The following is a 19,996-nucleotide window of genomic DNA, read 5'->3' as shown; positions in this document are numbered from 1 at the left end:
CCCTGAATGTATTAAAGCCCGGCTGACATGCGTGGCATGTTATGAACCGTGCCATCCCCAACTTTGATGCCCAGCTTGGCGGCAACTTTTTTAGCAATGATTTCAATATCAAACGCAGCGGCAGACGCCGGGCTGAATTCAAATATCGATTTCTGTGAGGCGTTAGCTTCAATCACGCTTTCATCGCGATGAATGATGCCGATCAGTTGCTCACCCAGCCGTTCTTCCATAAAGGCGGTCACATCACGGCTGATTTGTCGGCGGCTATCGCTTTGGTTAACAACAAAAAAATGACCATGCTTGTGGTTTAGCGCTTCACCGGTTAGCCGGTTGTTTTCCACATGCGGTAAGAGTGACATTGAGGCCGTGTCGGCCAGCAGCGTCACCAGATGGATATCCGCCAACGGCGTCATGGCTTTCAGCGCCGCGGACGGGCCAGGAGGGAAATCGGCCACGATAATCAGCCCAGGGTAATTGAGCAACGTGCCCAGGCCGCGAGCCAGAAAATGTTCATCGTTGGTCAATTTGTCTTCGAATTCAACGCGCTGCTGTTCGGTCACTTCACCGTAGGGCAGCACAAACATGTTGCTGCCCGCGCCCAGCACGTGCTGGCTCCAGTCAAAGGACTCTGACGATTTGCCAACATAGCCGCGCTCATCGGAGAGCGGCACACCAAAATGCAGACGCAACGCGTTCTGCACATCGAAATCAATCGCCAGCACTTTACTGCCTGCACGCGCTAACGCATAAGTCAGGTTAGCCGCGAGAGTGGTTTTACCTACACCTCCCTTGGGGGAGCAGACGCAAATTAACGGCATGAAGCAATCCTTTCCAGCAATGATTTTAAGGGCTGATCTTTCTCTTCTTTTTCAGCTTTACCCGGAATGTCGGCGGTTTTAGGCGCGAAGAGCCGAGAGTAGTTCACCGCGTCACTCGTCGCGGCGGGTGCAGACGGTCTTGAGACAGGCGCGGCCGGTTGAACAGGTGGCACAATAGCGGGGGCCGGTTGCGGTTGAATAACGGCCTGTGGTGCGCTTTCCTCAACGGCTTCAGGTTCAACCTGCGGCGTCATTTGCGCCGTGACGCTTTGCATAATCGAAGCTGAACGAGTCTCGTGCGGCACATCAACGTGTGAAACGGCGCGCGCTGGCGAAACGTCATGTGGAACAAAAGCATCGGCAGAAACGGGCTGCGGGACAATTTGCGAGACAGACCCGCCCATCGCCAACGTGGTTTCTTTTTCTGTGGACGGTGACAGCTGATCAAGGATCGCCCAATCACCGCGCTCGCTGGCAGCGGTTTGCGCAGAAAGATCCTTGAAGTCGAGGCTTTGCGTACGCGTTTTGTCCTTAAACCGCTGCAAATCATCATAATGGTTCATAGTAACCCCATGATTCACAAATATATTACGACAGTAACTTGCTGTTTTATGCGGAGTCCATCCAATTACAGCATAGTGTATTTTGTTAAAATGCGAACGCTAAACCCATCGATGAGTTAATTACCATGCGTAACTATTAAGCACGGATTTACTGTTAATTAAGGGCAGGTTTTATTTAGCGCAATATTCACCTGGAAAGTGAACCGCCGCCATCTTTTTTTCTGCCTTCAAATAGCACAGTGTTTTGTACTTTCTATTTGCCTTATCAGCAATAGAACATACTACTTAATCCGCAAACCGTAATAGAGTTTGATGAAAAACGGAAGATACCAGGACTAATACTTTAGCGTTATTTTTCTTTATGGAAACTTTTTTACATTAAATGAAATTTATCGTTACATTTAATCAATTAACGGAAAGCCCTCTTTTGCCGCCAATAAAAAAACCGGAGCTGAAGGCTCCGGCTTTGTCGTAAATGACTTAAAGCAAATTAAGCCAGCGGCTTCTCACCGTTTTCATCCTGATCGACCGCAAAGCAGGCGACCAGTTGCCCACCGTACTCTTTCAGCTGTGGCTGCAACTGCGTGCAAGGCCCGAAACGGCGACGGCAACGTGCGTTGAACGCACAGCCCGGCGGCGGATTCAGCGGACTTGGCAGCTCGCCGGTCAGCTTGATACGTTCACGGCGCTCATCTGGATTCAGACGCGGAGTCGCAGAGAGCAGCGCTTGCGTATACGGGTGACGAGGATAATTGAAGATCTGGTCCTTGGTGCCTTTCTCCACACAGCGACCGAGGTACATCACCATCACTTCATCAGCGATGTGCTCTACCACCGACAGGTCGTGTGAAATAAACACGTACGACAGGCCCATATCCTGCTGCAAATCCATCATCAGGTTCAGCACCTGCGCACGCACGGACACGTCCAGCGCGGAGACAGGTTCATCGGCAATCACCACGTCCGGGTCAAGCATCAGGCCACGGGCGATAGCGATACGCTGGCGCTGACCACCAGAGAACATGTGAGGATAGCGGTCGTAATGTTCGGCTTTCAGGCCTACTTTCGCCATCATCGCCAGCACTTTTTCCTTACGCTCTGCTTTGCTCAACGTGGTGTTGATTTGCAGCGGCTCTTCCAGAATCTGGCTGACTTTTTTACGCGGGTTCAGAGAACCGTACGGGTTCTGGAACACGATCTGAATCTTCTGGCGACGCAGTTTTTCTGCGCTGACATCAGGCTTAAGCAGGTCTTGCCCTTGATAATAGAGCTCACCGCCGGTCGGCACTTCAATCATGGTCAGCAGGCGGCCGAGCGTGGATTTTCCACAGCCGGATTCCCCTACTACGGCCAGCGTTTTGCCCCGTTCCAGCGTGAAGGAAACGCCGTCCAGTGCTTTCACCAGGCGTTCCGGGGCGAAAATCCCCTTCTTCACCGGATAGTGTTTTTTCAGGTCGATTGCCTGCAACAGCGGCTGCTGTGAGGTGGCCTCGTGCGTACTCATAGTGTCGGCCTCCCGGCATCATCGAGGGGGAAGTGGCATTTAGACTGACGTCCGTTATCCACCAGATTCAGTTCAGGTTCAACGCTGCGGCATTTGTCCGTCGCGTACGGGCAGCGCGGGTTGAGCAGACAACCGTTCGGACGGTCATATTTACCCGGTACCACACCCGGCAGCGAGGCCAGACGCGCTTTATCTTGCGCAAACTCCGGCAGCGCACGAAGCAATGCCTGAGTATAAGGATGGCGCGGAGCACGGAAAATATCCTGCGCTGCGCCCGTTTCAACCACCTGACCTGCATACATCACGATGATTTTATGTGCCGCTTCGGCCACCAGTGCCAGATCGTGAGTGATCAGAACCAGCGCCATGTTCTCTTTCTGTTGAAGCTCCAGCAGCAGCTCGATGATCTGTGCCTGGATGGTCACATCCAGTGCGGTGGTCGGTTCATCGGCAATCAGCAGTTTCGGACGACAGGCAATCGCCATCGCAATCATCACACGCTGGCTCATCCCACCGGAAAGCTGGTGCGGATAGACATCGAGACGTGATGCCGGATCAGGAATGCCCACCAGGTTCAACAAATCAATCGCGCGCTGGCGACGGGTTTTCTTGTTCCCGCCCTGATGCACCTTGATAGCTTCCATTATCTGGAAACCGACGGTGTAGCACGGGTTCAGGCTGGTCATCGGGTCCTGGAAAATCATCGCCACTTCCGCGCCCACCAACTGGCGGCGTTCTTTTTCGGAAATGCGCTGCAAATCGCGACCGTTAAATTCCAGCTTTTCAGCCATCACGCGGCCGGGATAATCAATCAAGCCCATGATAGCCAGCGAGCTCACGGATTTACCGGAGCCAGATTCGCCCACGATGCCGACCACTTCACCTTGCTTAACGCTGTAACTGATGCGGTCTACGGCACGGAACGGGGTGCCTTCGTCTCCGAAGTGCACTGATAATTTATCTACATTTAATAACGCCATCTCGTGCCTCTTACTGCTTCAGTTTCGGATCCAGCGCGTCGCGCAGACCGTCGCCCATCAGGTTAAATGCCAGCACCGTCAGCAGGATAGCGAGACCCGGGAAGGTCACCACCCACCAGGCGCTCTGCGCGAACTGCAACACGTCGGAGAGCATGGTGCCCCACTCCGGTGTTGGCGGCTGCGCACCCATGCCAAGGAAGCCAAGAGCGGCCATATCGAGAATGGCGTTCGAGAAACCGAGCGACGCCTGAACAATCAGCGGCGCAAGGCAGTTTGGGAAAATATTGACGAACATCTGGCGCATCGCACCAGCACCCGCTACACGCGATGCGGTCACGTAGTCGCGGTTCACTTCCACCAGCACCGCCGCACGCGTCAGACGCACGTAGTGAGGAAGGGCGACGAACGTCAGCGCCAGCGCGGCGTTACCTATCGACGGGCCAAAAATGGCCACCAGCACCAGCGCCAGCAGCAGGCTTGGCAGCGCCAGCATGATGTCGACGATACGCATGATGATGTTATCAACGATACCGCCGAAGTAGCCCGCCACCAGACCGAGGACAATCCCCAGCACCAGCGACAGCACAACGACCAGACAGCCGACCAGCAACGACAGACGCGCGCCGTACATCAGACGCGACAGCACATCACGGCCTACGTCATCGGTGCCCAGCAGGTGCGACAGCGTGCCGCCTTCCTGCCAGAACGGCGGGACTAACAGCGAATCACGGAACTGATCTGCTGGGTTATACGGCGCAATCCAGTTGGCGAAGATAGCGATGAACATCACCACCACCACATACGCCAGCCCGACTACCGCGCCTTTGTTGCGTTTGAAATAGTGCCAGAACTCCTGCAACGGGGTCATGGGCACCGGAGCAGTAACTTTAGTTTCAGTGACTTGTGACATGATGGCCCCTTACTTCTTATGTCGAATACGCGGGTTCACCACGCCGTACAGCAGGTCGACCAGCAGGTTGACGAGAATAATCATCGTCGCCACCAGCAGCACCCCGCCCTGCACCACCGGATAGTCACGGCGCTGCAACGCATCAATCAGCCAGCGTCCAAGACCCGGCCAGGAGAAGATGGTTTCCGTCAGGATCGCGCCCGCCAGCAGCGTGCCAACCTGCAAACCGATAACCGTCACCACCGGCAGCATCGCGTTACGCAGCGCATGGACGATGATCACGCGCATGCGCGTCAGCCCTTTCGCGCGTGCGGTACGGATGTAGTCTTCGCCCAGCACTTCCAGCATCGCCGAACGGGTCATACGCACGATCACCGCTAACGGAATGGTGCCGAGCACGATGGCAGGCAGCACCATGTGTGCCAGCGCGTCGATAAAGTCGCCCGGTTCGCCCCAGATGGCGGTATCTATCAGCATGAAACCGGTCAGGGGTTGGCTATCGTCGAGGAAAATTGAATCGCTGACACGTCCGGAAACCGGCGCAAGGTTGAGCTGCACGGAGACCAGCATGATCAGCATCATGCCCCACCAGAAGATAGGCATGGAGTAACCGGTCAGCGCCAGGCCAACAGCGGTATGGTCGAAGATGGAGCCACGTTTGACGGCAGCCAGCACGCCAACGGGAATGCCAACCGCGACGGCAAAAATCATGGCGCAGACGCCGAGTTCCAGTGTCGCTTTAAAACGCGGCACGAACTCCGTCCACACCGGAAGACGGCTCTTCAGCGATATACCCAAATCGCCATGAAGAACACCCCAGACATAGTGGACATATTGCTGCCACAGCGGCTTATCCAGGCCTAAAGCGGCCAGAAGCTCGGCGTGACGCTCAGGGGAGATACCACGCTCACCTGCCATGATCAGCACCGGGTCGCCGGGGATCATATGAACGAAGGCAAACGTGAGGAGGGTGATACCGATAAAGGTCGGGATGACTAATCCCAAACGTCGGAGGATGAACTGCAACATAACACGTACTCTCTCTAAAGACGCTCAGCCTGGAACTGCTCGTCTGTATTGCTCACAACTGCCGGGTGGCGCTGCCGCTTACCCGGCCTACTTGTGTAGGCCCGCGCAAGCACAGCGCCGCCGGGCATAAGGGCACGTGAGTGCCCCTTACATTTTTAATTATTCGACAGAGACGTTTTCGAAGTGGTGTTTGCCCAACGGATCCACCACATAGCCTTTGACTTCTTTACGCACTGGCTCGTACACGGTGGAGTGAGCGATGATCAGCGCCGGAGCCTGGTCATGCATCACTACCTGAGCCTGTTTGTACAGTTCAACACGCTTGTTGTGATCGTCGGTCGCACGCGCCGGCTGAATCAGGTCTTCAAACGGCTTGTAACACCAGCGAGAGTAGTTGGAACCGTCTTTCGCCGCAGCACAGCTGAACAGGGTCGCGAAGAAGTTATCCGGGTCCCCATTGTCGCCGGTCCAGCCCATCATCACAGACTGATGCTCGCCCGCTTTCGCACGTTTCAGGTACTCGCCCCACTCGTAGGTCACGATGTTGGCTTTCACGCCCACTTTCGCCCAGTCAGCCTGAATCATCTCAGCCATACGGCGAGCGTTCGGGTTGTATGGACGCTGAACTGGCATTGCCCACAGGTCGATGGTGAAACCGTCTGCGTGGCCCGCTTCTTTCAGCAGCGCTTTGGCTTTCTCAGGATCGTAGGTGTAATCCTTCACTTCATCGTTATAGCCCCACATGGTTGGTGGGATCAGGTTTTTCGCGGCAACGCCAGCGCCCTGATAAACGGCTTTGATGATCGCTTCTTTGTTCACCGCATAAGTCAGCGCCTGACGAACTTTCACCTCATCCAGCGGCTTCTTCTCGGTGTTGAAGGAGAGGTAACCCACGTTCAGACCCGCCTGAGACAGCAGGTTGATGTTCTTGTCCTGCTTCATGCGAGCGATGTCAGCCGGGTTCGGGTATGGCATGACCTGGCATTCGTTTTTCTGCAGTTTGGCGTAACGCACTGAGGCATCTGGAGTGATGGAGAAGACCAGACGGTCGATCTGTGGCTTGGTGCCCCAGTAACCCGGGAACGCTTTGTACAGAATACGGGAGTCTTTCTGGTACTGCAGCAGCTGGAACGGACCGGTACCGATTGGGTTCAGGTCAACTTTCTCCGGCGTACCGGCTTTCAGCATGTTGTCTGCATATTCTTTGGAGAGAATAGACGCGAAGTCCATCGCCAGATCCGCAAGGAACGGTGCTTCCGGGCGAGTCAGCACGAACTGAACGGTATTGTCGTCCACTTTCTTCACTTCGCTGATCAGGTCCGGCAGGCCCATACCTTCGAAGTACTCATAGCTGCCGCCAGAGACTTTGTGGTACGGGTTTTTGTCATTCTTCTGACGATCGAAGGAGAAGACGATGTCGTCAGCATTCAGATCGCGAGTCGGTTTGAAATCTTTGTTGTCCTGCCACTTCACGCCCTGACGCAGGTGGAAAGTGTAGGTTTTGCCATCGGCGCTAACGTCCCATTTCTCTGCCAGGCCAGGAATGATTTCCGTGGTCCCGGTTTTGAATTCAACCAGACGGTTATAAATAGGAACGGAGCTGGCATCGTAAGTGGTACCAGAGGTGAAGAGCTGTGGGTTAAAGCCTTCCGGCGAGCCTTCAGAACAGTAAACCAGGGTTTTGGCCTGCACGCTTGCCGCTACAGTCAGTGCCACCAGGCTAAGACCAAGCTTCAGCATCCCTGACTTTTTCAAGGAAATACTCATTATTCTGCTCCAAATGTGATGTTTGTTTGTTGTGTTTTTCCGCCAGGCCTTTATTTGTTTTTTACCCGGTCTGGTCGGTAGTGCCCGAAGGCGTTAAAAGGGTTGGAGATTCCTTTCAGAAGAGCGACTGAGTTGCAGCGCAGATTCTCCCTGAAATGCCCCTCATGCCCTACAATCTGTCAACAAGATGTGCAAACGTCAATACAGGTAACCGGGATTTACATCAGGGGTGAGAATTGACAAACAAAGATTAAAAAAACTTCAGAGGCATGTTTTCAGCAGGGAAATTTATGCTACGCACTTAACAGCAGCACAATCATCTTCACACCTTGTAATAACCAGTGATTAACAATTGTGCGAATTGGCAAAAATTTCTTGCGAGATGGCGATAATCTGAGCGATTAATAGCGTGAACGTTAAAACGCACAGCGGAAAATGCTGAGCTTATCCATAAGTAACGCAAGATTTGAGCTAATCAAATATAAAAAAATACAATGGAATATGTCACAAAATGGTTAACTGATGGCGTGATATGGGGTGAGTGAGGGGTTTATTACAGTTTGCCGATGAGGCTGAGGTGGATGCCCCTCTCCCCTGCCCTCTCCCGCGGGGAGAGGGAGAAAGACATGGCACTTTTTATCCCCTCTCCTTTGGGAAACGGGAGTAAGACACGGCGCTTTTCATCCCCTCTCCTTTGGGGAGAGGGTTAGGGAGAGGGGGGAATTGCCAAACTCCAGACGAAAAAAAACCTGCTTTAAAAGCAGGTTTTTCGAATGTGGTCGGCGAGAGAGGATTACTCGCCACTGCGTGGCTCGCCCTGCGGGCCGTTGCTAAAGCAACGTTGTCTCGCTTCGCTCGGCTCGAACCTCCTTCCCCGGAGCTTCTCATCCTCACAAATTCCGGACGAAAAAAAACCTGCTTTAAAAGCAGGTTTTTCAAATGTGGTCGGCGAGAGAGGATTCGAACCTCCGACCCACTGGTCCCAAACCAGTTGCGCTACCAAGCTGCGCTACTCGCCGAATGCGGAGCGCATCTTACTGCTGCGATGCTACCCCGTCAATCCCTTTTAGCCAAAAGCCGATTCAGTCGGTGAGAAACTCGCCAGCTGTTATTGAACCTTTGCCGGAACGTGACACCAATTGCTGTTTTCATTGATGCCGCCATTCGGCGAGGTGTAGCCCAGACAGCCCATGATGGTGTCGTACAACTCCACATGGCGGCGCGGCACCTTCATTTCAGCCTGTTGCTTCAGGTGCTGGAATGCCTGTTCGTTGGCTGGGTTGGCCAGATATTTATCCGACATCCACACCAGCATTGGCACGCGGAATTGTTCTGGCGGCGCGAGTTTGCGCGGTGTGCCGTGCAGGTGCTCTCTCTCATTGATCGACTCGCCATGGTCTGCGGCATAGAACACGATCGCCTTCTTATCCCGCAACTGATCGAACACCCGGCTGATAAAGGTATCGATATACAGCACCGAGTTATCATAGGCATTGATAAGCTCTTGCTTGCTACAGTTTTTGTTGATCCCCACACACTCCGGTCCCCACTTGGCGAAATCACGGGTGTAGCGCTGATAGTAGCTGTAGTGCGACCCCTTGGTGTGCAGAATAATCAGATGTTTGCCTTTAGGATGGCCTTCCAACGAGCGGGACATCTCGTTCAGCAGCAGCATGTCGTCCACGTCTTTGCCACGGTTGCGCGGCTCGGCGCCAATCTGCTCGCGGTAAGCGATGTTATCCGCCATGGTGTTGCTGTAGAACCACATTTCGCTCTGCATCGCGAAAAGGTCAGAGCTAAAGCCAAGCTGCTTGAGCACGGCAAAAACGTTCTGCTCTTTCAGCGTTCGCTGTGGGTTCTCATCAGCCCCGCCCTGACGCACAAACATGCAGCGTAAAGAGAGTTTGGTTGCGGTATCGCACGAATAACCGCGGTAAGCCACCAGGTTTTTCTCCTGGGCCAGCTTCGGCGTGGTGTCGCGGTCGTAACCCAGGATCCCCATATGATCCCAGCGCGTCGTTTCGCCGATGATAAACACCACGTAGGTGTCATCCAGCTCGTGACCTGGCGCCACATAGGTAAACTTTTTGGCCGGGTTAATCAGGGATTTGTTATCCGATGACTCGTCGACTTGCGCCCAGGCATACAGCCCCAACGCAGAAAGCCAGTTTGATGGCAGGTACGAGTTCGCCACCACGCCGCCATAACTCGGCATATCCACACCGGTGGCTTTTTCGATTTTCTTCTGTTGCTGTTCCATCAGGCGAATCGGGGCCCAAACCAGAAGGCCCGCCATCAGCACGACGGCAATGTTACGGACACGCTGCCCGCGAGTGCGAAGCTGGCGCAGCAGAGTGTAGCGGCAACGGTTACTCCAGATGAACAGCAGCGGCGGAAGGCTGGACAGCACGGTCCACATCATGAAGCCCTGGCCCACCACTTCTTTCGATAAATCAATATCGGTGGTCATCACCGAGGCCACAATCCCGTAGCCAATCACCACGTTCATGAAAGTCATGTAGTAGCTGGCTGCGGCGGATATGATCACTACCAGCGAAGCCAGCACTTGCCAGGCCCGACGGCCGAATAGCGATAAAAGGCGAAGTAAGAAGAAAGTCGCGAGGAAGGAACCAAACACCTCAATGAGGGCAAAAATTCCATTTCTGACCGTGAGATGTTCGAGATAAACCTCAACGCGGCGGACTAAAACAGCACCGTTAAGAAACAGGCCGATATACACAGCAAGGAATAAGCAAAGTCTTTGCTGCGTCAGCGATTTTATGTAATTCATGCAAGCTAAACCCTGGGAAAGGGAAATCAAAAAACCGACTTGGTTGCCGGAATGACAACAAGCAGATTAAGTTATTGCGTCAGAAACGGTTATCGGAAACGTCTACAAGCGCGACAAGTAGACCATAGCGCGGGGAAAAAGTGTCAGCAGGAAGTGTGATCCGGGGAATATTTACAAAATTAATCACCCGGATCGTCTTATTGACTGGAGTAATAAATTACAGCTTCACGTTAAGCGTGGGCCTGTTGCAGCACTTCGCGTTTTGGCTGGCGAATGGTGGTGGACAGCGCCAGAGAGAGAATTAACAGGGCGAAAATTACGCAGAAGGTGACATAGAACCCGCCAAACAGCGAGGCAATGATAGACCCGCAAATGCTGCCAATCCCAAAGCCGAGGTAAATCACACCGTAATTTTTTGCCAGATTATTCAGGCCAAAGAACTCACTCACCAGTGATGGGAACACGGTGATGGTGCCGCCGAAGTTAAAGGCCACACAGGCAATCGCCGCAAAGAAGCTTGTTGCATTCAACGGTGCAAACAGCAAGGCCGCCATACCAACCAGAGAAATAACCTGACCAATGGTGATAACCCTGATACGAGCGATTTTGTCGGACAGAATGCCCAGCACCAGACGGCCGCTAAGGTTGGCGATGGAAATCACCGTCACAGCGTTCGCCGCAGTCATCACATCCAGGTGAACCATGCCCTGCGCGATATCTTTCGCCACGCCAATCACATACAGCCCGCTCATACAGGCGGTGAGGAACATCACTGCCAGCATCCAGTATTGTGGTTTACGCATCGACTGCGCCAGGGTGAAATCACGCGCCACGGTACCGTTAGCCGTTTTCACTTCCTGCTCCGGCGCATCTTTCATCAGCGTCGAGCCAAAGACAATCATCACCAGCACAATCGCGCCCCAGATAACAAACGTCTTCTCAAGCCCGACGCTTGCCAGCAAATGGCTGTCGATAAACTTAAACCCGAGGCTACCCAGGCCATAAGCGCCGATAGAAAACGCCGAAATAAGCCCTTTACGTTCCGGGAACCACTTCACGCAGTTAGACAGCGTCAGCAGATACCCCGCGCCATCCGCCAGGCCGACCAGCAGGCCCGCACTGAGCCACAGCATCATCAGGCTGTTCGCATGAGCCGTCAGGAAGAAACCCACGCCGAGCAAAATACCGGAGGCCATGGTGACGCGCTTCACGCCAAAACGCTCCTGCAACTTACCGGCAACGGATGACGAAAGCGCCAGGCCAAGGCTCAACAGACCGAAGGAGAAAGCGACCTGGCTGACAGGCTCATCCAGTTTGTCGGAGAGTGCGCCGTTAAACAGGCTCCAGGTGTAAACCGAACCCAGCGCAAACTGGGTGATGATGGTGCCAACCAAAGTCAGCCAACGAGTAGAGGGGCGAATTGCAGCGTTCATAGCAGAGGTGCCTTATGAAGATTAACTGCTGCTTAAAATAACGAAGTGCATTTCATGCCGGGTTAAAAAAGGCATGAACTGCCGTCAGCGCGGAATGAAATGCACTGAGGACGGAATGAATGACATTGCCAAAAAATAAAACGACGAAGAGTTAGTGATTACTATCGCCGAAAGCGGCGCGATAATTGTAACTTTACCGTAAAACGAATGTATTTCCGAAGTAGGAAAATGTTAAAAACGAGCGCTCACACCCATGATATAAAGCGTGTTGGCCCCTTCGCTCATGTTGTCCGCCTGTGACAACGAAGCGTAAGCCGCAACATGCTGGGTCAACAGCATATCGGCCCCGACGGTAACGTCGGTCCAGCTTCCGTCCTGGGCTGAAGTGGGCGTGCGGTTCAGGCCCGACTGTGATTTCCACTGATTCTCGCCAAACTGCTGGTTGTAGCTGATTTGCGCCCAAGGATGCACGCCCCACAAGGGCTGAGCATCAAAACGCCATCCCAACGAGCTCACGCTGGCGTGCCACATCGGGTCAGTCAGTGCGGTAGTGCTGGTGCCGCTGTCGCCAAATTCGTTCCACATTGAGGTGGCCGAACCGTCATAATGCCAGCTTGCCACCGGCCCGGTAGAAAACATCTCGCTGAGCGGAATATTCCAGCCCACGCTAAGCGTGCGAGTGGTCTCGATCGGCGTTTCATCGGGGGTATTCATCGCCACGCCGGGTTGGGGTTGCGACGCGCTGATACGCTCCGCGAGAATATCATCGTAACGCGGTTGGTGATCGCTATCCCAGGTATAACGTTCCGGCGTATTACTTTGTGGGTCAGTAACGATATATTCCTGTTGCCAGGCAAATGCGGATGTCGCGAAAGACATCCCGACAAAAACAGAAACCGGGTAGATCATACCCCGGAAGCCATTGCATCTCTTAACTATCATTATTGCGACTCCGAAAGAGCCGAATCCGGCATTGTTGTTATGATTTTTTTACGCACTGCGTATTACTAAATATTGTCATTTTATTTCTGTCGTCAAGGCAGGTTGAACATTTCTTCATCGACATCAAAAAAGTGGGAGAACAGGATGGAACGTTGCGGTTGGGTCAGTCAGGACCCGCTTTATATTGCCTACCACGACAGCGAATGGGGTGTCCCTCAGCGAGACAACCAGCAGCTGTTTGAGATGATCTGCCTTGAAGGCCAGCAAGCCGGACTCTCGTGGATTACGGTGCTGAAGAAACGTGAAAATTATCGCGAGGCCTTCCACCATTTTGATCCGGTAAAAGTCGCGGCGATGACCGAAGAAGATGTGGAGAAGCTGGTGCAAAATGCCGGAATTATCCGCCACCGTGGGAAAATTCAGGCCATTATTGGCAACGCAAAAGCCTTTCTGGAAATGGAAGCTAAGGGCGAATCCTTCAATGATTTCGTCTGGTCGTTTGTCGATAATCAGCCACAGCAGAACCGGGTTGCCGCACTGTCAGATATTCCCGTGAGCACGCCTGCGTCTGATGCGCTCTCTAAAGCCCTAAAAAAACGCGGCTTCAAATTTGTCGGCTCTACCATTTGCTACTCCTTTATGCAGGCGTGCGGTCTGGTTAACGATCACGTCAGCACCTGTTTCTGCTACCCGGGAGGTGGAGATGATCCACAAGTGGCAAAGTCGTGACCTCCAGCCTCTGCTGACACTGTGGCTTGAAAGTACTATCTTCGCCCATCCTTTTATTGAAGAGCGCTACTGGTACGAAAGCGAGCCGATAGTGCGCGATGTGTACCTGCCTTCGGCGCAAACCTGGGTGTGGGAAGAAGATGAGGGGGTGAAGGGCTTTGTCAGCGTGATGGACCAACGTTTTGTCGGCGCGCTGTTTGTTGCGCCTGACAGTATCGGAAAAGGTATTGGCCGGGCGCTGCTCGCGTGGGTCTGCGAGCGTTACCCGGATTTAAGCCTTGAGGTGTATCAGAAGAACAGCCGGGCGGTGAACTTCTACCATGCGCAGGGTTTTCGTATTGAAGACAGCGCATGGCAGGATGAAACCCGGCAGCCGACCTGGATTATGCGTTGGCAGGCGGATCGAATGCTGTAAGCGGCAGAACCGGGCCGTTGTACTTCTCCAGCCACACCAGCGCCGTATTGCCCGCGCAGCCATTCCCCAGCTTCGAGCTGGGGAGATCTTTGGTCAGCACATTGACCGCCCCGTTTTTGCAGATGCCACCCGCCTGTCTATCCAGGTCCGGCCACGCGCCTTCGTGCAGGCAAATCACGCCAGGCCGAATGCCTTCTGTCACCACGGCTCCAGCCAGCACTTGTCCACGGCCGTTCCACACCCGCACCAAATCACCGTCAGCAATGCCACGTTCGGCGGCATCCTGAGGATGTAACGTCAGTGGTTCACGCCCGGCAACCGCATAGCGCTCGCGCAAGGCGGTGTAATTAAGCTGACTGTGCAAGCGATGGGCCGGATGCGCTGACAGCAACTGAAGCTGCCCCGCCTGAGCGTTGCCATGCCACTCGTCTGGCTCCAGCCACGTCGCATGCCCCGGACAATCTGCATAGCCATAACTTGCGATGCGTTGGGAGAAGATTTCGATTTTGCCGCTGTCGGTTTTTAACGGATTCGCCTGCGGATCTTCACGGAAGTCGGCAAAGCGGACGAACTGCGCGTTTTGCTCGCTCTCCGGCATTTCGATAAGCTGATTGGCCTGCCAGAACTCACTGAACGGCGGCAACGTCACCTTCTGGCTGGCCCCGCGCTGCCCGGCAATGTCATAGAAGGTTTCGAGCCATTCGAGGTCGCTTTTGCCTTCGGTAAAGCGCTCGCGACCGCCGGTTTCCCAGCGTTCACTCAGTTCGGCAAAAACGTCCCAGTCATCACGCGCTTCATCGCGCGGCGGCACAACACGCTTCATCGGCACCAGATGCTGGTTGCTGTAATCGCCGGTCATGGTCAAATCATTACGCTCGAACGAGGTGGTCGCGGGCAGCACGATATCAGCGTGGCGCGCCGCGGCAGTCCAGAAGCATTCGGAGATAACCACCAGCTCAGGTTTTTGCCAGGCACGAATCAGACGGTTGGTGTCCTGATGATGGGTGAAATTAGCCCCGCCCGCCCACCAGACAAAACGGATGTCCGGAAAATGCCTGTCCATCCCGTTGTGCTGATAAGGTGCGCCAGGGTTTTCCAGAGCCTCTACAATTCGCGCCACCGGGATTTTATCCACCGCATCGGTTCCACCCGCCACGCTGCCCTGCATCGAAGCCAGCACGGCGGAACGACGCGTCGGGTTACCGCCATTGGCAAAGTGATAAGAGAGGCCAAACCCGCCGCCCGGCGTCCCGATTTGCCCGAGCATGGCGGCAAGTGTCACCAGCATCCAGTGTTTTTGCTCGCCAAACTGCTGACGCTGCATGCCCCAGCCAGACATCAACAAGGTGGTATTTTCGTGGAATATTTTCGCCAGTTCGCGAATTTTATCCGCATTAATGCCACAAATTTCCGCTGCCCATTCTGCGGTTTTGGCTAACCCATCGCGTTCACCCGTCAGGTAGTCGGCAAAATGCTCATAGCCTGTCGTGCATCGCGCGAGGAAATCAGTATCGTGCCAGCCGTTTTCCACCAGCGTATGGGCGATGCCGAGCATCAATGCCACATCGGTGCCCATGTGTGGGGCAATCCACTCCATCGAGTCGCCGAAGAAATCGACGGTTTCCGATCGCATCGGATCAATGCAGATCAGCTTCTTACCGCTTTTACGCAGTTGGTCGAAATAAGGAATGCCCTGCTCATCAGAAGCATTCCAGGCAATTTTCAAAGTATTGAGCGGGTTGGCGCTCCACAGCACCACCACGTCGGTGTTTTCCAGAATCAGCGGCCAGCTGGTTTGCTGCTGGTACACCTCGTTGCCGCCCACGACATAAGGCATGATGGCCTGCGCTGCGCCGGTAGAATAGTCGCCAAGATGCCCGGTATACCCGCCTGCGAGGCTCATGTAGCGCTGTAACAGCGTGGCGGCTTTGTGCAGCACGCCGTTGGAACGCCAGCCGTAAGAGCCAGCAAAAATCGAAGCAGGCCCGTAGGTTTCGCGAATGCGCTGATGCTGAGAGTGAATCAAATTGAGCGCATCATCCCAACTTACCCGCACAAATTCATCCTGCCCGCGCACGCCTTGTGGGCTGGCTGGTGAAGCCAGAAAACCCTTGCGCACCATCGGGTAACGCACACGTGTTTTGCTGTGAACCTGGTCGCGCACCACGCTTTGCAGCGAGTTTTCAAAGGTACCCGCCAAAGCGCCACGGGAAGAAAGCACCGTGTCGCCATCGGTTTCAACCAGCATTGGCCCCCAGTGGGCCGCGGTCAGAATGGTTTTTGTTGCAGATGAATTGGCCAAAACAGGCTCCCGGTTAACTGATGCAGGTGTTGCGACGGCGGTTTTGTCACTGCCGTTCGATTTATTTACAAATTTATAAAAAGCTTATGGAATTTTCATCACTTTCCCGCGTCATAATCAACCGCCACGTACGCCGTGGCAAAGAATAAAAAGGATTAAGGAAAGAAGATGAAAAAACGCGTAATCATGATTGCCGCTATGGTAAGCGGCGCGCTGGCCCTGTCAGGCTGTACGACGAACCCTTATACCGGTGAGCGCGAAGCCGGTAAATCCGGCATTGGCGCAGGCATTGGCGCACTGGCCGGGGCCGGTATCGGCATGCTCTCGTCGTCGAAGAAAGACCGCGGCAAAGGCGCGCTGATTGGCGCAGCAGCAGGCGCTGCTGTCGGCGGTGGCGTCGGTTATTACATGGACGTGCAGGAAGCAAAACTGCGTGAAAAAATGCAGGGCACTGGCGTCAGCGTTACGCGTAATGGTGACAGCATCGTGCTCAACATGCCCAATAACGTCACCTTTGACAGCAGCAGCGCAAACCTGAAACCCGCAGGGGCTAACACGCTGACGGGCGTGGCGATGGTGCTGAAAGAGTATGAGAAAACTGCCGTGAACGTGGTCGGCTACACCGACAGCACCGGTAGCCAGGACCTGAACATGCGTCTGTCTCAGCAGCGTGCTGAATCTGTCGCCAGCTCGCTCATCACTCAGGGCGTATCAGCCAACCGTATTCGTACCACCGGCATGGGCCCGGCGAATCCTATCGCCAGCAACAGCACCGCCGAAGGCAAAGCACAGAACCGTCGTGTAGAAATCACGCTGACTCCGCTGCAGTAACCGTTGTGCCGGGCGGCGAGACCATCGCCCCCGGTATTAACAACTTGCCATCGCCCATTTTCACGCTAAGGTGTTCACACATTCAGGCGAAGGAACCCCTCATGGCGAACAAGGCGCGAGCCACCATCAGCGACGTGGCAAAAGCAGCAAAAACGGGTAAAACCAGCGTTTCACGCTATCTGAACGGCGAAAAGCATTTGCTCTCTGAGGCGTTGCTGGCCCGAATCGAAACCGCCATCGCCGAGTTAGATTATCGCCCAAGCCTTATGGCACGTGGGCTCAAGCATGGCAGAACCCGCCTGATTGGCCTCATCATCGCTGATATCACCAACCCCTATTCCGTCAATGTGCTCAGTGGCATTGAAGCGGCCTGCCGAGAGCAGGGATTCACTCCGCTGGTCTGTAATACCAACAACGAAGTTGATCAGGAACGCCACTACCTCGATTTGCTGCGCAGCTATCAGGTGGAAGGCATCGTGGTCAACGCCGTGGGGATGCATGAAGCGGGGCTAAACCGCCTGCAGCAATCTGCGCTGCCGATGGTGCTGATTGACCGCAAAATCCCGGACTTCGCCTGCGATGTTGTCGGACTCGACAATACTCAGGCCGCCACCACCGCCACTGAACACCTCATCGATCAAGGGTTTGAAGCCCTGCTGTTTTTGAGCGAACCGCTCGGCAGCGTCAACACGCGCCGGGAGCGTCTGGCTGCGTTTCGCGCCACACTTGCCCGCCACCCAGGGATCAGCGCGGAAAACGCCGAAGTGCCTCTCAACGACAGTGCGCTTATCGACAATGCCTTGCGTCAGTTTCACACCACCCACCGAGGCATGCGCAAAGCCGTGATCTCAGCCAACGGCGCACTCACGCTGCAGGTCGCTCGTTCGCTTAAAAGGCTTGGCCTGCATTGGGGAAGCGATATTGGCCTGCTCGGGTTTGACGAGCTGGAATGGGCCGAACTCGCAGGCGTGGGGATCACCACCCTCAAACAACCCACCTGGCAGATTGGTTATGCCGCCGTAGAGCAAGTGGTGCGCAGGATTGAAGGCAGCAATGAGCCTATCCGCGAACAGGTTTTCTCCGGTGAACTGATCGTCAGAGGTTCCACCAGCCGTTAATTGAGTTGTGACTGCGATCATAAATTGAGCGGCGTTGGCTTTTCTTTGGAACCGGTTCCATTTAGCGTACTACAGAGACACTCATATCATTTGCTCTGGAGTCGCCAGATGGGAAGACAAATCATCGTTGTGACCGCTGCCTACGGTCACCAATGCGTGGAATCGCTGGGAGGGCAGCAGGCCGTTCTGCCGATTATTGCCGCCGCAGGCGCGGATGGCGTGGAGATCCGCCGGGAAATGTTCAGCCCACAGGAGCTGGATACCCTGCCTGCACTCGGTGCCGCGATACGCGAACATAACCTGAAGGCCTGTTACTCTGCCCCACAGGCCTTGTTTGCCGCTGACGGTAGCCTGAATCCTCAGCTGGCGTCCCTGATGCAGGAGGCGAAGGCGCTAAATGCGCAGTGGCTCAAACTCTCTCTCGGCCATTTCAATGCCTCCTCTTCCCTGTCTGTGCTTCGGGAAACGCTAGCCAGCAGCTCTGTTCCACTGGTGGTTGAAAACGATCAGACCGACTGCGGCAAACTGTTGCCAATGCTCGGTTTCCTGACGGCCATCACCGAACACCCGCTCCCGCTTCGCCTCACATTTGATATGGCAAACTGGCTGTGGGTGGGCGATTCACCGGAAACCGCAGCGCAACAATTAGCCTCTGGCGTCGGTTATGTTCACGTCAAAGCCGCTCAGTCTCACGCATCCGGCTGGCGCGCAGTGCCACCAGACAGCGATCCGCGCTGGGCCGAATTGCTGGCTCTTCTGCCGAACGACGTGCCGCGCGGCATTGAATTCCCACTCGAAGGCAGCGATTTGGTTGCTGTCACCCGCCGTTATGTCCGCATGTTGCGCGAGGAGGCAAAATGAACCAGCCACTGGATGTCATTACTGTCGGCGAAGCGATGGCGATGTTTGTCGCCCAACAGAGCGGCGACCTGAGTGCCGCCGAGCAGTTTATCAAACGTGTCGCAGGCGCAGAGCTAAACGTCGCTACCGGCCTGGCACGCCTGGGTTTACGGGTCAGTTGGGTCAGCCGTGTAGGGGATGACAGCTTTGGCCGCTTCGTGCTCGATACGCTGCAAAAAGAAGGGATTGATCAAGCGGGCGTCACGCTGGACGGGCGCTACCCAACGGGTTTTCAGCTAAAATCTAAAGCTGAAAATGGAACCGATCCCATTGTGGAATACTTCCGCAAAGGCTCCGCCGCAAGCCACCTGAGCTTGCAGGACTATCAAGCCACCCACTTTGCCAGAGCCCGCCATTTGCACCTCAGCGGCGTTGCCGCAGCCCTGTCGGCAAGTTCTTATGAACTGCTCGACCACGCAGCCAGCGAGATGAAAAAAGCAGGGAAAACGCTCTCGTTTGATCCGAATCTTCGTCCGGTTCTGTGGCGCAGCGAAGGTGAAATGCGGGAGAAACTCAACCATCTGGCGTTCAAAGCGGACTGGGTTTTGCCGGGCCTGAAAGAAGGCACGATCCTCACAGGCGAGACCACGCCAGAAGGGATTGCCGAGTTTTATCTCAACCACGGCGTAAAAGCCGTCGTTATCAAGACGGGCGCAGACGGTGCCTGGTATCAGAGTGCTGACGGAGAAAAAGGCGCGGTAGCGGCAGTGCACGTGGAAAACGTGGTCGACACCGTCGGTGCCGGAGATGGCTTTGCCGTCGGCGTGATCAGCGCGCTGCTGGAAGGCAAAACGCTGCCGCAGGCCGTTGCCCGTGGCAACAAAATTGGCTCTCTGGCGATTCAGGTGCAGGGCGACAGCGAAGGGCTGCCGATCCGGGAAACGCTCGGCGAAGCGTAACCGGTCCTCTTACTGAAAGCTTTAAGAAAAAACAACGCTACCCTGTACCCTACAAAAGGCGGTAG

General features: G+C 54.8%; 17 protein-coding genes, 1 tRNA gene and 1 other RNA gene. 6 read left to right on the top strand and 13 right to left on the bottom strand.

The window, feature by feature from the left end; genetic code table 11:
* Nucleotides 1-11 precede the first annotated feature (11 nt).
* The 12 genes from bcsQ to ACI2I2_RS03490 form a co-directional block, all read right to left on the bottom strand.
* Nucleotides 12-818 carry a cellulose biosynthesis protein BcsQ gene (gene bcsQ / locus ACI2I2_RS03545; RefSeq protein ID WP_404656646.1) on the bottom strand — a complete coding sequence of 269 codons (807 nt, stop codon included), beginning with the start codon at nucleotides 816-818 and terminating at the stop codon, nucleotides 12-14.
* Complete coding sequence (gene bcsO / locus ACI2I2_RS03540) at nucleotides 809-1,381, bottom strand: cellulose biosynthesis protein BcsO (protein ID WP_404656645.1); 573 nt, start codon at nucleotides 1,379-1,381, stop codon at nucleotides 809-811. The genes bcsQ and bcsO overlap by 10 nt, the downstream gene beginning before the upstream one ends.
* 490 nt (nucleotides 1,382-1,871) lie before the next feature.
* Nucleotides 1,872-2,885, bottom strand: coding sequence for a dipeptide ABC transporter ATP-binding subunit DppF (gene dppF, locus ACI2I2_RS03535; RefSeq protein WP_404656644.1), 1,014 nt, complete (start codon nucleotides 2,883-2,885; stop codon nucleotides 1,872-1,874).
* Nucleotides 2,882-3,865 carry a dipeptide ABC transporter ATP-binding protein gene (dppD, locus tag ACI2I2_RS03530; RefSeq protein ID WP_330984747.1) on the bottom strand — a complete coding sequence of 328 codons (984 nt, stop codon included), beginning with the start codon at nucleotides 3,863-3,865 and terminating at the stop codon, nucleotides 2,882-2,884. The genes dppF and dppD overlap by 4 nt, the downstream gene beginning before the upstream one ends.
* Nucleotides 3,866-3,875: 10 nt before the next feature.
* Entirely contained in the window at nucleotides 3,876-4,775 is a 900-nt protein-coding gene (dppC, locus tag ACI2I2_RS03525; protein ID WP_404656643.1) for a dipeptide ABC transporter permease DppC, read from the bottom strand.
* Nucleotides 4,776-4,784: 9 nt separating this feature from the next.
* Nucleotides 4,785-5,804: a dipeptide ABC transporter permease DppB gene (dppB, locus tag ACI2I2_RS03520; protein WP_404656642.1), complete on the bottom strand. Its 1,020-nt coding sequence runs from the start codon at nucleotides 5,802-5,804 to the stop codon at nucleotides 4,785-4,787.
* Nucleotides 5,805-5,963: 159 nt separating this feature from the next.
* Complete coding sequence (dppA, locus tag ACI2I2_RS03515) at nucleotides 5,964-7,571, bottom strand: dipeptide ABC transporter periplasmic-binding protein DppA (protein WP_404656641.1); 1,608 nt, start codon at nucleotides 7,569-7,571, stop codon at nucleotides 5,964-5,966.
* A 776-nt stretch (nucleotides 7,572-8,347) separates the two neighbouring features.
* A non-coding RNA gene (locus ACI2I2_RS03510) (RtT sRNA) lies at nucleotides 8,348-8,480 on the bottom strand.
* Nucleotides 8,481-8,513: 33 nt separating this feature from the next.
* A tRNA-Pro gene (locus ACI2I2_RS03505) sits at nucleotides 8,514-8,590 on the bottom strand.
* Nucleotides 8,591-8,679: 89 nt separating this feature from the next.
* Nucleotides 8,680-10,362: a kdo(2)-lipid A phosphoethanolamine 7''-transferase gene (eptB, locus tag ACI2I2_RS03500; RefSeq protein ID WP_404656640.1), complete on the bottom strand. Its 1,683-nt coding sequence runs from the start codon at nucleotides 10,360-10,362 to the stop codon at nucleotides 8,680-8,682.
* 230 nt (nucleotides 10,363-10,592) lie between these two features.
* Nucleotides 10,593-11,795: an MFS transporter gene (locus ACI2I2_RS03495; RefSeq protein WP_404656639.1), complete on the bottom strand. Its 1,203-nt coding sequence runs from the start codon at nucleotides 11,793-11,795 to the stop codon at nucleotides 10,593-10,595.
* A 231-nt stretch (nucleotides 11,796-12,026) separates the two neighbouring features.
* Complete coding sequence (locus ACI2I2_RS03490) at nucleotides 12,027-12,737, bottom strand: autotransporter domain-containing protein (RefSeq protein WP_404656638.1); 711 nt, start codon at nucleotides 12,735-12,737, stop codon at nucleotides 12,027-12,029.
* A gap of 144 nt (nucleotides 12,738-12,881) precedes the next feature.
* Here ACI2I2_RS03490 and tag point away from each other — a divergent pair, with 144 nt between their 5' ends.
* Together tag and ACI2I2_RS03480 are read left to right on the top strand one after the other, a co-directional pair.
* The gene (gene tag / locus ACI2I2_RS03485) at nucleotides 12,882-13,466 is read left to right on the top strand and encodes a DNA-3-methyladenine glycosylase I (protein WP_404656637.1); all 585 of its coding nucleotides are present in this window, start codon (nucleotides 12,882-12,884) and stop codon (nucleotides 13,464-13,466) included.
* A complete protein-coding gene (locus ACI2I2_RS03480) occupies nucleotides 13,441-13,881 on the top strand; it encodes an N-acetyltransferase (RefSeq protein WP_404656636.1) in 441 nt (146 codons plus the stop codon). The genes tag and ACI2I2_RS03480 overlap by 26 nt, the downstream gene beginning before the upstream one ends.
* Here the strand turns inward: ACI2I2_RS03480 and ACI2I2_RS03475 are convergent.
* Complete coding sequence (locus tag ACI2I2_RS03475; protein ID WP_404656635.1) at nucleotides 13,850-16,183, bottom strand: molybdopterin guanine dinucleotide-containing S/N-oxide reductase; 2,334 nt, start codon at nucleotides 16,181-16,183, stop codon at nucleotides 13,850-13,852. The genes ACI2I2_RS03480 and ACI2I2_RS03475 overlap by 32 nt on opposite strands.
* A gap of 168 nt (nucleotides 16,184-16,351) precedes the next feature.
* Between ACI2I2_RS03475 and ACI2I2_RS03470 the strand changes: the two genes are divergently transcribed.
* From ACI2I2_RS03470 to ACI2I2_RS03455, 4 genes are all read left to right on the top strand, one after another.
* The gene (locus ACI2I2_RS03470; protein ID WP_404656634.1) at nucleotides 16,352-17,014 is read left to right on the top strand and encodes an OmpA family lipoprotein; all 663 of its coding nucleotides are present in this window, start codon (nucleotides 16,352-16,354) and stop codon (nucleotides 17,012-17,014) included.
* Nucleotides 17,015-17,115: 101 nt separating this feature from the next.
* On the top strand, nucleotides 17,116-18,132 hold the full coding sequence (locus ACI2I2_RS03465; protein ID WP_404656633.1) for a LacI family DNA-binding transcriptional regulator: 1,017 nt from the start codon (nucleotides 17,116-17,118) through the stop codon (nucleotides 18,130-18,132).
* A 108-nt stretch (nucleotides 18,133-18,240) separates the two neighbouring features.
* Entirely contained in the window at nucleotides 18,241-18,993 is a 753-nt protein-coding gene (locus tag ACI2I2_RS03460) for a sugar phosphate isomerase/epimerase family protein (protein WP_404656632.1), read from the top strand.
* The gene (locus ACI2I2_RS03455; protein ID WP_404656631.1) at nucleotides 18,990-19,931 is read left to right on the top strand and encodes a sugar kinase; all 942 of its coding nucleotides are present in this window, start codon (nucleotides 18,990-18,992) and stop codon (nucleotides 19,929-19,931) included. Before ACI2I2_RS03460 ends, ACI2I2_RS03455 begins: the two co-directional genes overlap by 4 nt.
* Nucleotides 19,932-19,996 lie beyond the last annotated feature (65 nt).

Source organism: Scandinavium sp. NPDC088450 (assembly GCF_044900545.1).
Lineage (GTDB): Bacteria > Pseudomonadota > Gammaproteobacteria > Enterobacterales > Enterobacteriaceae > Scandinavium.
Note: the sequence above shows the minus strand (reverse complement) of the source record. Positions and strands in the feature narration are given on the sequence as shown.